Source organism: Gallibacterium melopsittaci, assembly GCF_042433085.1.
Classification (GTDB): domain Bacteria; phylum Pseudomonadota; class Gammaproteobacteria; order Enterobacterales; family Pasteurellaceae; genus Gallibacterium; species Gallibacterium melopsittaci.
This window is the reverse complement of the sequence record NZ_JBHLWA010000027.1, coordinates 15,964-31,497: the sequence shown is the minus strand read 5'-3', so window position 1 is coordinate 31,497 and position 15,534 is coordinate 15,964. Positions and strand designations below refer to the sequence as shown.

14 protein-coding genes are annotated in these 15,534 nt (G+C 38.4%); 3 read left to right on the top strand and 11 right to left on the bottom strand.

The window, feature by feature from the left end:
* Window positions 1–40: 40 nt before the first annotated feature.
* The 7 genes from ACFFHT_RS05905 to ACFFHT_RS05875 form a co-directional block, all read right to left on the bottom strand.
* On the bottom strand, window positions 41–4,048 hold the full coding sequence (locus tag ACFFHT_RS05905; protein WP_382374382.1) for an autotransporter domain-containing protein: 4,008 nt from the start codon (window positions 4,046–4,048) through the stop codon (window positions 41–43).
* A 394-nt stretch (window positions 4,049–4,442) separates the two neighbouring features.
* Window positions 4,443–5,324, bottom strand: a complete 882-nt coding sequence (gene prmA, locus ACFFHT_RS05900; protein ID WP_382374380.1) for a 50S ribosomal protein L11 methyltransferase — start codon at window positions 5,322–5,324, stop codon at window positions 4,443–4,445.
* On the bottom strand, window positions 5,305–6,756 hold the full coding sequence (panF, locus tag ACFFHT_RS05895; protein WP_382374378.1) for a sodium/pantothenate symporter: 1,452 nt from the start codon (window positions 6,754–6,756) through the stop codon (window positions 5,305–5,307). The genes prmA and panF overlap by 20 nt, the downstream gene beginning before the upstream one ends.
* Window positions 6,757–6,758: 2 nt before the next feature.
* On the bottom strand, window positions 6,759–7,010 hold the full coding sequence (locus tag ACFFHT_RS05890) for a YhdT family protein (RefSeq protein ID WP_382374376.1): 252 nt from the start codon (window positions 7,008–7,010) through the stop codon (window positions 6,759–6,761).
* 86 nt (window positions 7,011–7,096) lie between these two features.
* Entirely contained in the window at window positions 7,097–8,803 is a 1,707-nt protein-coding gene (gene proS, locus ACFFHT_RS05885) for a proline--tRNA ligase (RefSeq protein WP_382374374.1), read from the bottom strand.
* Window positions 8,804–8,925: 122 nt separating this feature from the next.
* Window positions 8,926–9,219: a branched-chain amino acid transport AzlD family protein gene (locus tag ACFFHT_RS05880; RefSeq protein ID WP_382374372.1), complete on the bottom strand. Its 294-nt coding sequence runs from the start codon at window positions 9,217–9,219 to the stop codon at window positions 8,926–8,928.
* Entirely contained in the window at window positions 9,216–9,908 is a 693-nt protein-coding gene (locus ACFFHT_RS05875; protein ID WP_382374370.1) for an AzlC family ABC transporter permease, read from the bottom strand. The genes ACFFHT_RS05880 and ACFFHT_RS05875 overlap by 4 nt, the downstream gene beginning before the upstream one ends.
* Before the next feature lie 234 nt (window positions 9,909–10,142).
* Between ACFFHT_RS05875 and ACFFHT_RS05870 the strand changes: the two genes are divergently transcribed.
* The gene (locus tag ACFFHT_RS05870) at window positions 10,143–10,520 is read left to right on the top strand and encodes a PepSY domain-containing protein (RefSeq protein ID WP_382374368.1); all 378 of its coding nucleotides are present in this window, start codon (window positions 10,143–10,145) and stop codon (window positions 10,518–10,520) included.
* A 184-nt stretch (window positions 10,521–10,704) separates the two neighbouring features.
* Window positions 10,705–12,006 carry an MFS transporter gene (locus ACFFHT_RS05865; protein WP_382374366.1) on the top strand — a complete coding sequence of 434 codons (1,302 nt, stop codon included), beginning with the start codon at window positions 10,705–10,707 and terminating at the stop codon, window positions 12,004–12,006.
* Window positions 12,007–12,034: 28 nt separating this feature from the next.
* Here the strand turns inward: ACFFHT_RS05865 and ACFFHT_RS05860 are convergent, their stop codons facing one another.
* The 4 genes from ACFFHT_RS05860 to lptM form a co-directional block, all read right to left on the bottom strand.
* Complete coding sequence (locus tag ACFFHT_RS05860; RefSeq protein ID WP_382374364.1) at window positions 12,035–13,321, bottom strand: type II toxin-antitoxin system HipA family toxin; 1,287 nt, start codon at window positions 13,319–13,321, stop codon at window positions 12,035–12,037.
* Window positions 13,321–13,596 carry a helix-turn-helix domain-containing protein gene (locus ACFFHT_RS05855; protein WP_382374362.1) on the bottom strand — a complete coding sequence of 92 codons (276 nt, stop codon included), beginning with the start codon at window positions 13,594–13,596 and terminating at the stop codon, window positions 13,321–13,323. The genes ACFFHT_RS05860 and ACFFHT_RS05855 overlap by 1 nt, the downstream gene beginning before the upstream one ends.
* A 106-nt stretch (window positions 13,597–13,702) precedes the next feature.
* Entirely contained in the window at window positions 13,703–14,956 is a 1,254-nt protein-coding gene (gene lysA / locus ACFFHT_RS05850) for a diaminopimelate decarboxylase (protein ID WP_382374360.1), read from the bottom strand.
* A gap of 24 nt (window positions 14,957–14,980) precedes the next feature.
* Window positions 14,981–15,106: an LPS translocon maturation chaperone LptM gene (gene lptM / locus ACFFHT_RS05845; RefSeq protein ID WP_382374358.1), complete on the bottom strand. Its 126-nt coding sequence runs from the start codon at window positions 15,104–15,106 to the stop codon at window positions 14,981–14,983.
* A 110-nt stretch (window positions 15,107–15,216) separates the two neighbouring features.
* Between lptM and cyaY the strand changes: the two genes are divergently transcribed.
* A complete protein-coding gene (gene cyaY / locus ACFFHT_RS05840) occupies window positions 15,217–15,525 on the top strand; it encodes an iron donor protein CyaY (protein WP_382374356.1) in 309 nt (102 codons plus the stop codon).
* The last annotated feature ends 9 nt before the right edge of the window (window positions 15,526–15,534 follow it).

Here is a 15,534-nt window from a genome sequence, read left to right as displayed (position 1 = left end):
ACCTTTTGGCTGTGGTGTTTGTTTCCCATAGTAATGAGAGTTAGAAGGTAATTTTCAAATTCGCCATTAAGCTATTTTCATAATAACTTTGGTTGCCTCTTAAGCGATAATCAACGGAGAAAGTTACATTTTTCTCTAAGTGATAATCAAAGCCTAATTTCGCATTGCCATACAAGCGACCACGTTCCGCACTTGGTGTAGTAAAGAAATGGTCAGGGCTGCTTTCAAATGCCGCTTCGATATAATTTTTCACATCTAACGCTTCAATACCTACCCCAACTTGACCTTTAACGATAAATTTCTCATTCACCGCTTTATCGAAATTCACCCCAGCTTGGAAAAGTAAAGATTGGCGATATTGGGACTTCACAATAAAGTTATACACATTTGCCCCCGTTTCGTGATAGCCCTTACTGCTAATTAAGGCATAATCTGCACGTAAGAATGGCGAAATATTCTCCATCCGATAATTCACGCCTAATCCTGCATAAGCAATATCTGCTTGATATTTGGCTTTCGCCACTAAATTCGCAAAAGGTAAATAGCGTTTGCCATCAATGTAGGCTTTACCATACCCCGCTTGGAAATCCATATCGACTTTAGAAGAGAACATCTTGTCGCCATAGATACCCATTTGGAATAAATCACTATCAAAATTGTGAATTGCTGGGGTGCCAACACTATGTACATCAGAATACGCATATCCAGCCATGACCCCAAGACGGAGATGTTTATTTTCCACACAAGTATCGGTACCTACAGCAACATCATTATGATGACCACGATAGCCTGTTGAGATATTTTGGAACCGTTGTCTATCCCAGTTACCCGAGGTTTCTACCCAAACATTTTGTTCACCACGATTAAATTGGGCAGTACAAGGGGTACGTGGAATATATAATGCCAATCGACTGGAATCATTATTGAGGACAGAATTACCTGAGCCAGTAAGCAATGGAACAGATTGTTCCAATTCCGTTGGGGTAATATTCGGCTTATTGGTTGGAATATAACAACCAATGATACCCGCACTCGTATTGGCACACTCTGCAGAATGTTTCATAACTAAGTGCATTGCTTGATTGGCATAATCATATTCTGGAACGAAATCAAAGAGAACGTTATTGTCTTGATACTCAGTAAATGTACCTGAAAGGCTTTGTTGAGAACGGATAACATTCCAAATTTTACCGTTTCCTTCACTGACCTCATTCCAAGCACTGGAATCGACAAATAATGCCCCTGCTAAGGTCACTGCCTCTTTCGCTTGTAATTGCGAGTAATCGGTAAAGCTATTGGCATAAAGTTTCACTTGGCTCGTCGGGGCAAGGGTTAAGCCACCAAGTTGGTGTAAACCACTCGCCGCATGTAAAGTCGCTTGGCCAATGTTGACGTGAGCATTTTCCACATTCGCCTGTTTCGCTAAGAATAGCTCACCCGCATTCACTTGTAGATTGCCAGTAAAAGTATAGTGGTAATCTGGCAGTAAACTTAAGGTAAAGCCATCATTTTTAATCACATCCCCTTGTCCAAGAATATCACGGTTTAAACGAGCATCTTCTGCCAGATTAAGGGTTAACGTACCGGTTTCGGTTGCCATTGCTGCTGCGGTGGTTTTTGCTCTTGCTGTCGCACTTGATGCATTTTCATTACCTAAGACAATACGTTTACCACTACCTAATTGATTAAGGTGTTCAGCATAAATATTACCTTGTTGGATAAAGACATCGCCACTAAAGGTTTGGTTGTTGGCAGTGAGTTTGGTTGTCCCTGCACCACGTTTAATCAATTTTCCGCTACCGATTAAGGTATTGGCTAAGGTATTATCCCCTTGGTCTTCCATTTCAATCGTGAAGTCGGCTGGTTCGTCAATAGTGATAGTGCCTTGTGGTAATAAGCCATTTGCTTTCGCCAGTTTTAAGCTCCCGTTTTGTACTTCCGTATTGCCAGTAAAGGTATTGGCTGCACGTAATACAAATTGTCCTGTACCTGATTTAATCAGATTGCCTTCACCTGAGAAGACAGCTTTATCCGCTTGACGGCTCACTTGCCCTGCGGCAACTTCTAGATTTAAGCCTTTTGTTTTAAGCTCAATACTATCTGGGGCATTAGCATCCGCCGCTTTATCAGAATTAAAGCCATCAAATAAAAGTCCGCTATCACTAATCGCTAAGGTAGTGCCATCAAACGTTACTATTGCACTTTGTCCATCGGCGGCTTTTTGTATTGTACTTGCCCCTAAACGCATTTGTTCGGCATTAAGGATACCTTTACCTTGATTAGTGGCTAAGGTAATCGGGCCTTTTGCGATAAGTTCACTGCCAGTGCGTAGGTTAAGGGTAGCTCCTTGCTCAAAGGCTGCCCCAGCCCCTATCTCAACGGCAGAAGTTTGCGTGATTTTAGCGGTAGCATCTAAGGTTAATGTCCCTTTTTCAACAATGGTTTTATCATCATAATCATAAGTGCTTGTCAAGTAAGTTTCACCACTTCCTGATTGACGTAGAATACCATGACCGTGAACAGGGTTATCTAGCGTGAATTCATTACTGCGAGAGATTTTTAAGGTACCAAGGCTATCCTCAGTACCGAGATAGACATCACCCTCACCGACATCACCTGTCTCACCAAAGGTATAGATAACATCGTCAGGATTGTCCTTGGTATAACTTGGCAAATTATCGAGGGTATAGCTACGATTTACCCCAACGTAATCACCATACTGGATATTTCCACTCTCATCTCTTTGGATTACGGTTCCTTCCTTATTTGTTACCATTCTTCTATCTTTGACGCCTACATAACCCTCACCCCCGATTTCTAGGGTACCGGCTTCTACATGAGTTGTACCTTTATATTTATTCTCAGAAGTCAGTACTAAAGTACCACCACCTTGAATCAGGCTACCATCTAGGTTGCTGATTTCTGATTTTTTAAGTGTAAGACCACCTGATCCCACAGGGGTAATCTCTACCTTGGGACTTTGAATGACAGCGTTACCCCCTAATGACTCATGAAGTAGTAGATTGATATCATTATCCCCTACGGTGATTTTGTAGCGTTTATTCTCTGCTTTATCAGTGAACGAGCTATCAAAGCCATCAAAGAACAGGGTGGGGGTAATGAATGCAGCTTGAGCACTACGGTTAGCCAGAATAAGGGTACCACCACCAAAGGCAAAGGTAGCATGGTTAGTGGCTATTGATTGATTTTCTTGAGTTGCATTTAAAATATGCACGCCTCGATAAATATCGGAGAAAAGCTGCCCACCATTGAGTTTTAGGGTAGCATCACCTGCCTTGCTGCCGCCCAAATCGCCGAGTTTAATCCCTTTATCAGCATAGACAAAACTCTTGCCAGAAATTTCAACAAGACCTGTTCCTCGACCATAATTTGTCACAGCCAGAATTCCTCTGCCGAAAAACTCTGGGTCATTTTTCCAGTTAATCAGTACATTCGCATTATCAATCATCAATGTACCATTACCTATTCCTCGCAAAGGGTTTTTGTTGTAGTACGCCCCTACATCAATAAAGGACTCTGTGCTTAAGGTGGCTCCATCGCTTACCTTAACGGTTGCTGAATCGTCTGTGTGCCCAGCGCCAATAGTGAGAGCAGCACTCCCAGGATTATTGTAGGTAAGATTCAATAGCGTCCCTTTTCCACGAATGGTTAACGTGTTGGTGTTTGATACATACATCCGATCTGGACAAAGGGGCGTACCCGAATTCAGGCTAAGTTGAGTACCACGAGGGACCCCCTCATTCGTCACACTTGCGCCAATCTTGCAAGTATAAGGAATCTCATCGGCGAAACTCAGTTGTGGGGTAAGAGCAAGTAGCGATAAAGCAACTGCAGAATAGAGAAAAGTCGGTTTAAATTTTAAGAGATTGAAATAATTAGTTAAATTTGTTGTTAGGGGAGGGGGAATTTGACTAGCCACCGTCGCGGTTTTCACCGAGTGACTTTTGCTTTTAGCCCGTGTATTTTCTGAAGCACATTGCCACACTTGGAGTATCGCATTCCAAACAAGACGGTAAGTATGATTCATGATGTTGTTCCTTAATTACTATTAATATTAAATAGAGATGACTTTGCAAAAAAATAATAAACCGTTACTAATAACGCTCCATTAGAATACACTTATTTTAGATTTGTTTGTAAATTTATTTGTTGTTTTGAGGTGTTTTTTATGTTTTTGTGATCTTAAACACAATTATTGACATAAAGAATGTTTCACTTTACGGAAAAGTACAAGAATTTCACGAATTTGTACAAGTTTATTGTTGAGGAAAGTAGAAAATGGAGTGCTTTTATAGCAAAACTTGAATCTTAATTTGTGTGAAAAATAAATTAAAAATGAATAAATATGGCTTTATCAACAAATTGGATCAATCTCTATTTTTAGAATAGAGATTGATGTTATCAAATAATATTAATCGTAATTATTTTTTGAGGCCCGTAATCCGACACCATTCTTCTCTTTCCACCACTTCGTCCAAAGTAAATTGAGCTTTATAGGCAGTAGCGACGGCTTCACTTTGTGTTGCCAAAATACCTGATAACCCTAAATGCCCTTGTGGAATAACCAGTGTCGAGATGATTGGTGCTAATTCTTTTAATGGGCCAGCAAGGATATTGGCGACTACCACATCTGCTTGTAGAGCTTTTGGTGTATCAGCAGATAAATAGAGCTGTAATCGATCTTCGACATTGTTGCGTTTGGCATTTTCACGGCTAGCTTGAATCGCTTGCGGATCAATATCAATACCAATGGCTTGTTTTGCGCCAAGTTTTAAGGCAGCAATCGCTAAAATACCTGAGCCACAACCGAAATCAATCACTGTTTTACCATTAAGATCTAGTGAATCTAACCATTCTAAACAGAGTGCGGTGGTTGGATGGGTACCTGTACCAAAGGCTAAACCAGGATCAAGCATCACATTTACCGCAGTTGGATCAGGAATTTCACGCCAGCTAGGGCAGATCCATAATCGTTGACCGAATTTAAGTGGGTGGAAATTATCCATCCATTCTCTTTCCCAATCTTTATCTTCAATTTGTTCAATTTTATAAGCGGTTTCTGCTGTAATCGCTTGTTCAGCAAACAGAGCCTCAACAATTGCTTGCATATCGGTTTCCGCATCAAACAATGCCATCACATCTGTATTACCCCATAAGCGTGTTTCACCTGGTAGAGGTTCAAATATAGGTGTATCTTTGCTATCCATAAAAGTCACGGATACCGCACCTAATTCTTCTAGAATATCGCTTAATTGTTCTGCTTGTTCATTTGTACTGTTTAATCTAATTTGTAGCCACGCCATAATTATCCTTGATTCGTTTTTCACCAAATTTGTTTGCAATTAAGAACGCAATTAAACCTAATACGAGTGATGGCACGATTGCGTGTAAATCGAATGGCTTAATTGCTGCAGTTGTAAAACCAATATAAATACCTAATCCCGTTACCATAGAAGCAATGGCACCGTAGGCATTGGCTTTTTCCCAATAAAGACCGAGAATGATAACCCATAAAAATGCTGCTTCCAAACCACCGAAGGCAAATAAATTTAGCCAAATAATCATATCTGGTGGATTTAAGGCGGCTAACACTAATAAGGCACTGAGCAATAAGGTAATCAAAGAAGAAAAACGGCTAATTTTCTTTTGATTTTTAGTACTCTCTGGTTTAGCAGAAAGATAGAGATCTTTGACAAAAATAGATGAGGATTGAATAAGTTGTGCATCAATCGTGGACATAATTGCCGACATTGGTGCTGCTAAGAAGATACCAGCAACAATAGGAGGTAAGACTTTGACCATTAATGCAGGAATGACTTGATCAGGAATGGTTAAATCAGGAATGATGACACGCCCTAATGCCCCTGCAAGGTGCATACCAAGCATAATGATACTTAATACGATAGTGCCGATAATCATACCTCGATGTAATGCCTTGCTATCTTTGTAAGACATACAGCGAACTGCGGTATGTGGTAAACCAATGACGCCAAAACAGACTAATACCCAAAAAGAGGCCATAAAGGAAAAACTTAACATCTCATTAGGACCATAAGGTGAAACTAAAGCAGGATCAATTTCACCTAATTTTGTTACTGCTGACTCAACGCCACCAGCCGCATAAATCACACCACCTAGTAGAATAATTGTCCCGAGAATCATCACCGTTCCTTGAATTGCATCGGTAAGCACTACGGCACGGAAACCACCGATAAAGGTGTAAAGTCCTACGGTAACGGCAAAAATTAATAATGCTTGTGTGTAATTTAGGCCGATAGTCGTTTCTAATAATCTTGCCCCACCAATAAATTGTACGGTCATCGCTGCAAAAAAGGCGAGGAGTAGTGCAATACAAGAGATCCAGACTAAATATTTATTTTTATAGCGATAGAGAAGTAAATCATTAATTGTTAATGCGTTTGTTTCTCGTGATAACATCGCAAATTTTTTTCCTAATGTCCCTAAGGCTAACCACACCACAGGCACTTGAATCATTGCGAGTAACACCCAACCAAGTCCAAATTTATAGGCTGCCCCTGGCCCGCCCACAAAAGAACTTGCACTGGCATAAGTTGCTGCAGTGGTCATTGCGAGGACAAAACCTGTCATTGAGCGGTTACCAACATAATATTCAGTTAAAAAATCACCTTGATGACGTTTGCTATACGCATAAAGTGCTGCACCAAAAATAAAAACTAAATAGATGACTAATGGAAAAATAACACCTAAGTTCATGACTACTCCTTGTCATCTGGAGTTTCTAGTGGAATGTCTTGGAAGAAGATACGGATGGTCCAGTACCCAACTACAATAAACAGGATCGGTAAATAGATACAAGCTAATTCAAACCAAAGTGGGAAACCTAGTGGACCATGAGTACCTGTTGGTAGATAAGCACATAAGCACCAACCAATCACATAAAGGATTGCCAAAACTAAAGTAATTTTAGCTTCTTTGGTAGCTTGTTTATATCGTTGTAGTTTTAACACAGTACCTCCTGAATGAACCATTTAATTACAAAGAAGAAAAAGGCTTGATTTTAACCAAGCCTTCATAACTTTATAACAATTTACAATTATTTCAATTTATTCGTAATGAACTCAACTAACTGTTGTTTCTCGACCATCTGTTTTTCACCTGTACGACGTGATTTATATTCAATCTCACCTTTTTCTAGATTTTTCTCACCAATTACAATCATATGAGGAATACCAATCAGTTCCATATCTGCAAACATCACACCTGGGCGTTCTTTACGATCATCGAATAGCACTTCGATACCTTGTTGTTGTAAGGTTTGATAGAGTTCTTCTGCATATTGTTGGACAGCAGGTGACTTGTGCATATTCATTGGGACAATCGCTACTTGGAATGGGGCTAAAGCATCACTCCAAATAATACCTCGTTCATCATGGCTTTGTTCAATGGCAGCAGCAACCACACGTGTTACCCCAATACCATAGCAACCCATCATCATAATTTGCGGCTTACCATCTTCCCCTTGTACAGTAGCTTTCATTGCTTCTGAATATTTAGTACCAAGTTGGAAAATATGTCCCACTTCAATGCCTCGTTTGATTTGTAATGTCCCTTTTCCACAAGGGCTTGGATCGCCTTCAACAACATTACGCAGATCGGCAACTTCTGGTATTGGTAAATCACGCTCCCAGTTAATCCCAAAATAATGTTTACCATCAATATTCGCACCCGCACCAAAATCACTCATATTAGCAACAGTACGATCGATGACGATTTCTAATGGTAAATTAATCGGACCTAAAGAGCCTGGACCTGCACCAACAGCTGCGCGGATTTCTTCTTCTGTTGCGAATGTTAATGGGCTGGCTACTTGTGGTAATTTTTCTGCTTTCACTTCATTTAATTCATGATCACCACGCACTAATAACGCTACTAACTTACCTTTTTCAACACCATGTACAATTAACGTTTTCACTGTCTTTTCAACAGGTAAACCAAATTGTTCAACTAATGCAGTAATGGTTTTCGCATTTGGTGTATCTACAATACGGAGTTCTTCGGTCGCTGCTGTTCTTTCTCCTAATGGCAATGCTTCGGCTAATTCAATATTTGCTGCATAATCAGATTCAGTGGAGAAAACGATATCATCTTCTCCGCTTGCAGCTAATACTTGGAATTCGTGAGAAGCACTTCCACCAATCGATCCAGTATCAGCTTGTACTGGACGGAAATCCAAACCTAAACGATTGAAAATATTGCAGTAAGTTTGGTGCATCACATCATAGGTTTCTTGTAGACTTTCTCTGGTTAAGTGGAATGAGTAAGCATCTTTCATAATAAATTCACGTGAACGCATTACCCCAAAACGTGGGCGAACTTCATCACGGAATTTTGTTTGAATTTGATAAAGATTGAGTGGTAATTGTTTATAAGAAGAGAGTTCACGACGAGCTAAATCAGTGATAACTTCTTCATGGGTTGGGCCTAATACAAATGGACGATCGCCACGGTCATTTAAGCGAAGTAATTCAGGACCATATTGATCCCAACGTTGTGATTCTTGCCAAAGGTCGGCTGGTTGAACAACGGGCATAATCACTTCGATCGCACCACTTTTATTCATCTCTTCACGCACAATTTTTTCTACTTTTTTAAGTACACGCACACCAGTTGGCATCCAGGTATATAAGCCAGCGGCAAGTTTGCGGATCATCCCAGCACGCAACATTAATTGATGACTAACAACCTCTGCATCTGCAGGTGTTTCTTTAAGAGTAGAAAGTAAATATTGACTAGTACGCATAATAAAATTCCATCATAAAACAAAAAAATTGCCCGTATTCTAGCATTAGCACCTATTTGGTGAAATACAGTAAATTAAATTTATTCCGTAGGCTAAAATTTACTGTTTTTCGTGTTTATTCGTTAACCAAGAAAATGGCGTGCTAATGCCGTCGCAATAATACCGATTGTCACTGTTGGGAGAAAAGAGAAACGAATAGCCGCCAATAAAGTGATAATTAATCCCACCCAATCAGCGGGATGACTACTGGTAAATTCTGGTGCAATAACAGAAATTAATACACACGCTGGAACTTGAGCCAATAAATTACGTGCCATTGGAGACAGCTGCTTTTTTTGCAAGAGAAAAAAGCCAAGCAAACGTGTTGAATAAGTGACTGAGGCCATAGCTAAAATAGTTAAAACTTCCCAACTCATTTGCTTTTCTCCAACCACCAAGTTACCGCTAGGCCGCTTAGTGTACCTAATGGCACATACCAAGCACCTTCGATAAATTTATATGAAAGTGCAGCAACAACTAAACTGACCACCCAAGCTATCGCAGGACGTAACCCGTTCCACATTCCTCTAAGTAACACTAAAAATACGGCAACAAATGCCATATCTAAACCATAAACCCGAATATCACCGATAATAGGCCCAACCCATGCACCAATCGCACTAGAAAGAATCCATATGATATAAAGCGATAACGTAACACTAAAATAGTAGCTCAGGTTTAATTGTTTTAAAGCGTGTTTTTTATGATGATTGAGTGCTAATGCCCAAGATTCATCACACATAAAAAAGAGAACAATTAATGACTTAGATAATGGTAGGCCTTTGAGGTAAGGTGCTAAAGTAGCACTCATCAGAATGTGGCGACAATTCACTAATAAAGTCGTTAAAGCAATTAATAATAATGGAGGCGGTGAAGCCCATAAACTAATAGCGGCGAATTCAGAACCACCAGCGAAGTTAATTCCTGTCATAAAAGGGACTTGCCATAAGATCATATGTTGTGCAGTAGCTTGTGCACCAAGGACTAAACCGAAAGGGATAATACCGATAAGTACAGGAATGGTATCTCGTATTCCTTGAGAAATTGATTGTTGTATGTTTGCCATAAATATCGTTTTTATTTTTCTAATTATTTATGAAATTGAAAAGGCATTTACTATAACGAGATTTCGGCAGTTTGTCAGTAATGAAAAAAGAAATAAAAATAACCAAAATGAATAAAGCAGTGATTACTAATTTTTCTCTAATTTTCACCCTTTACACTGCTTCTCGCTGTGAAACAAAAGGAGACAAATTTTTTCCAGCAATAGAAAATAGATAAAAAAATAAAGGTGAATATCATGACAAAATTAACTTCAAAATTAATTGCAGTATCTTCAATAGCGTTATTTTCATTAGGTCCTGTACCGTATGTATTTGCTAGTGATAATAATCCACCACCACCGCCAACAGAGTTTCAACAACATTTAGAGCAAGCTGTTGGAGCAAGTAAAATTACGTTGCCACAAGCAATTGAGATTGCACAACAGAAGGTAGGTGGTACTGCATTAGAAGCAGAGTTTCACCCTCGTAAACAAGGTAATCCAATTTATGATGTAGAAATTTTGACTAAGGAGAAACAAATTAAAGAAATTCGTATTGATGCGGTAACTTCTGAAATTTTACGTAATGAGGTAAAACAACAAGAACCACATCATCATAGAAAACATAAAGATTAATAAAAAACATCAGTTGCTAGTAGATTCCCCTTAATAATTATAATAATTCTAATGATCCCCCAACTTTACAGTAGTCATTTTGGCTACTGTTTTTTTATCCCTATTAATATCCATTCCTTTGCTGATTTATTTCCGTTATTATCTAAGACCTTGGTGGTGATAAATAGATAAAAAAGGAAGTAGTATGAATTTACGCGATAAGATTAGTAGTAGTCCAATGACGGCTTATCAGTGGGGAATTGTTGTCATTGCGGCAATTATGAATTTATTAGATGGATTTGATGTTTTAGCCCTTGCTTTTACTGCAACTGCAATTCGTCAAGAATTTGGCTTAAGTGGTGTGCAATTAGGTACATTATTAAGTGCAGGGCTATTTGGAATGGCTGCTGGTTCATTATTTTTAGCACCAGTTGCCGATAAAATTGGACGCCGATCGCTACTAATTATTGCAGTATTACTTTCTGCTATTGGTATGTTTGGTTCGGCATTTGCAGGCAGTCAATTTTGGCTTGGTGTCTGGCGAGTGGTTACTGGATTGGGCGTCGGCGGAATTTTAGTTGGTACCAATGTACTGACGAGTGAATATTCTTCTAAGCGTTGGCGTAGTCTAGCGATCAGTATTTATGCGGCTGGCTTCGGTGTTGGTGCAGTATTGGGTGGAATGTTCTCAGTAATGTTGCAGGCAGAATATGGTTGGCGTGCAGTTTTTTTAGCTGGTGCGGTATTAACAACAATTTGTTTTATTATCATTCTATTCTGGCTACCTGAATCACTCGAATTTTTATTAGTTAAACAGCCAAAAAATGCGTTAACTAGATTAAATCGTATCACCACTAAAATGGGATTAGGTGATCAATGGCAATTACCTGAAAAAGTTTCTATTAGTGACTCGCAGCGTTTTTCATTTACTCGCTTACTTGAGCCAACTTATCGCCGTTCAAGCCTATTATTATGGCTCGCATTTTTCTCAATTATGTTTAGTTTCTATTTTATTAGTTCGTGGACACCCGCATTACTTAAAGAAGCTGGAATGACAGTCGAACAGAGTGTCAGTATTGGTATGATGATCTCATTAGGTGGAACAGCTGGAGCGTTGTTATATGGTTTTATTGCGACTTATTGGCGTGCAAAATCTGTATTACTCTTTTTTACAGTTGCAGCGGCTTGTATCGTAGTATTATTTATTTTATCAAGTTCAGTTCTTTGGTTAGCAATGGTTTTAGGTATTTTAGTCGGTGCATTAATTAATGGTTGTATTAGTGGACTTTATACCTTAAATCCAAGCGTTTACGCTGCGGATATTCGTAGTACTGGTGTGGGTACTGCAATTGGTGTAGGTCGGATCGGGGCAATTTTAGCACCAACAATTGCTGGTATCTTGTTAGATCAAGGTTGGGATAAACAGAGTTTATATATTGGCGTGGCAATCGTACTATTAATTTCTACGGTTGCTCTCTTTTACTTAAAAAGTCATCAAGAACATTAATTTTATGTCGGATACGTTGTATCCGACATCATCCATTAATTTTTTTCATTTGCCTTTCAATGCCTAAAAGAATTGGTTCAACAATAGAATCGGGTAAATGGCTTACTTTAATTTCTGATAATTTAGGATAATTTAGATAAATCTGATGTAATAATTCTTCTACTGTCTGTTGTGTTAATCCTACTAATGATGCAGTTTGAAAAATATGTCGTAATTGGATTTTATGCCACAAGTAATGCTTTTCTTTTTCGCCATACCAGGCCATCGCCATTTTTATTTTTTGTTTCTGTAAACCACGAGGCCGAATTAATGGATAAGCTGAAATAACATCATAAAAAGGCGTTAAACAATAACGATTACCTGATTTTAAGAACAAACTAAAGTTTTTACTGTGGCCATCAATTGCACATAGCAGCCAAAATAATATTTGGGCTTTAAAAAATTGTTCTCTATCTAGTTGTGGAGTAGATGAACCTTTTAATAGTTCCATAATTTGTAGTATTCCTACACCACCATCATTTTCATATTTTCGAGCAGGTGCGATATTAAAAACTTGACACATATCTTCTTGTGGTAAACGGAGGAGTTGTTCTCCATCAGTGGTCCAACGCCTGTCAAAACGTTGAATAATTAAGACTTTTGTTTGACCAAATTGTGCAATATCGGCTTTAGGTACAATTAAACCAAGCTTTTGCAAGATTTGTAAACAAAGCCACTCATTTTCACAACTTGTCGATAAATCTAATTGGTTCTGAGCGACTAAGCCTATTGGTAACTTAAAAATATGACTAGTCGGCGTGGCATTAATAGGGCGTTTCCATTGATCTTGATGATAAAGTAATGCGGTCTTTTCTTGTGCACCAGCCAAAGAAATTCGAAATTCTTGTGAGGAATGCCCCATTCCAAGAGGAAATGTTTGATAATTTTTTAAGAGATATTCAATTTCTGTATCAGTTAATGGTATTGCTTGTATTTTATGTATTGGTGTTGGTGCATCTGAATAAAGTTGAATTGCGCCGACACAATCTTGACCAATTGCAGAAAGTAAATCGAAAGGTGACTTAGTTGTAGTTTGAAATCGTTGTTGGATTCTTGCACGAATCGCATCGCTATCAGGGAGTAGATTATCAAAAAAATTATAAACAACTTCACTACGATAAACTCGTTGCGATAAAGGGAGAGATAAAGAAATAGAGCGTGCATGCTTAGATTGATACCAACTTTCTACATAACAAAATTCAGTTGCTCCATTGGTTAATTTTGACCAATGACCAACTAATTCGCCATTCATTGCAATATATAAGCGATCACGCATTACCAATCCTCGTTATTTATTGTGTTTGGGTCTTGAGTAGCATATTTATTGTTTTGATTGGGACGAGGTTGGACAGAAAGTTCTAATTCCAAAGCAAATAAAATTTTAAAAAAAGTTTCAATTTTGGTGGCTTCAGGATGATTTTCAAATGCTGAGATTGTTGATTGTTTGACATTAGCTATTCGAGCAATATCTGCTTGAGATAAGCCAGCACGATAACGATATTCACGTAAAGTGTGAGCGAGTAATTTACTGGTTGTAATATAAGTATTCATCTTTTTTATTCCTTATAGAGGATAAAAGAAATAATATCTCTTACAGGGGATAAAATCAAGTTAATCCCCTATAAAGGCTAAAAAAGATGAGTTTATTTAATAAGCGTTATTCTTCAATTAACTGTTCATTTGCCCATAATTCAGCAAAATTTTCACGCTTTTTGATGAGATAGGCTTTATTGCCATCAACTAAAACTTCTGCTGCTTTTGGATGTGAATTATAGTTAGATGCCATACTTGCTCCATAAGCCCCCGCAGAACGTTGGGCTAAGAAGTCACCTTCAGCAATGGCAAGTTGACGACCTTTGCCTAAAAAATCAGAGGTTTCACAAATTGGCCCAACAACATCATAGGTTCGCGTTTCTCGATCTAGTGTACGATCAACTTCGATAATTTCCATATAGGCTTGATAAAGTGCTGGGCGAATCATATCGTTCATTCCAGCATCAACAATCGCGAAATTGAAATCCTCGTTTGATTTTAAATATTCTACTTTAGTTACTAGAATACCTGCGTTTGCACTAATCGCACGCCCTGGCTCAAGAATGATTTCTAATTCAGGATAGTCTGCAAATTTTGCTAATAACGCACTTGCATATTCTGTTGGATGAGGAGGGGTTTCATCACTATAACGAACACCTAAGCCACCACCTAAATCTAAATGGTGTAATTCAATGCCATCTTGGCGTAATTGTTCTAGCAAAACTAATAAACGATCTGCAGAATCTAAGAAAGGTTGAATTTCCGTGAGTTGCGAACCAATATGACAATCCATTCCAACAATCTGGATATTACCTAAACGCTTAGCTAAACGATAAACCTCTCTGGCACGAGCAACACTGATACCAAATTTATTTTTCTTCAAGCCTGTTGAAATATAAGGATGGGTTTTGGCATCCACATCAGGATTAACTCGTAATGAAATTGGTGCTTGTTTATTTAATTGGGCAGCAACATCATTAATTCTGAGTAATTCAGCTTCAGACTCAACATTAAAACAACGAATACCCACTTCTAAAGCACGGGCAATTTCCGTATGTGATTTTGCTACTCCAGAAAATACCACTTTACTTGGATCACCACCAGCAGCTAAAACACGCTCCAATTCACCTTGTGAAACAATATCAAATCCTGAACCTAATTTTGCTAATAAATTTAATAATGCAATATTAGGATTAGATTTTACGGCGAAACAGATAAGATGTGGATGCCCTGTAAGTGCTGAATCAAAAGCGTGCCAATGACGTTCTAAAGTGGCACGAGAATAGATATAGAGTGGGGTACCGAATTGTTGTGCTAGCGAACTGACAGCTAACTCTTCTGCCATCAGTTGATTATTTTTATAATTAAAATAGTCCATAGACGATTGCTTAAACCTCGAAATTTATTGTGAATTTTGTTGTTGAATAGGTTGATCGTTAGCTGGTTGATATAAAGGCCCTTTTACACCACAAGCAGTTAAACTAAAACAAACACTACTTAATAACAGCATAAACCATACTTTTTTCATAACTTAACTCCTCGTTTAATAGGTGTTCTTTTTACCATTAATTTGTGCTTTGTGCTATCTCTAAGAAGGGAAAATCTCTATAATGGGCTGCTATTTTTTAGGAGGATGTTATGAATAATGCAGAATATCATCAAAGAGTGGAGCAAATTTGGCAACAAATCGAAGAACAATTAGAAGAGCAAGATTGTGATGTCGATTGTGATACTCAAGGTTCAGTATTTACCATTACCTTTGCCGATCGCAGTCAAATTGTGATCAATAAGCAAGAACCATTACAAGAGTTGTGGTTAGCAAGTAAATTGGGTGGTTATCACTTTAGTTATCAACAAGAGCAGTGGTTAAATGCAGAAGGAAAAAATTTCTGGGAATACTTAACGAAAGCTTGTGTTGCACATGGTGAACAGGTCACATTTGTATAATTAATAAAA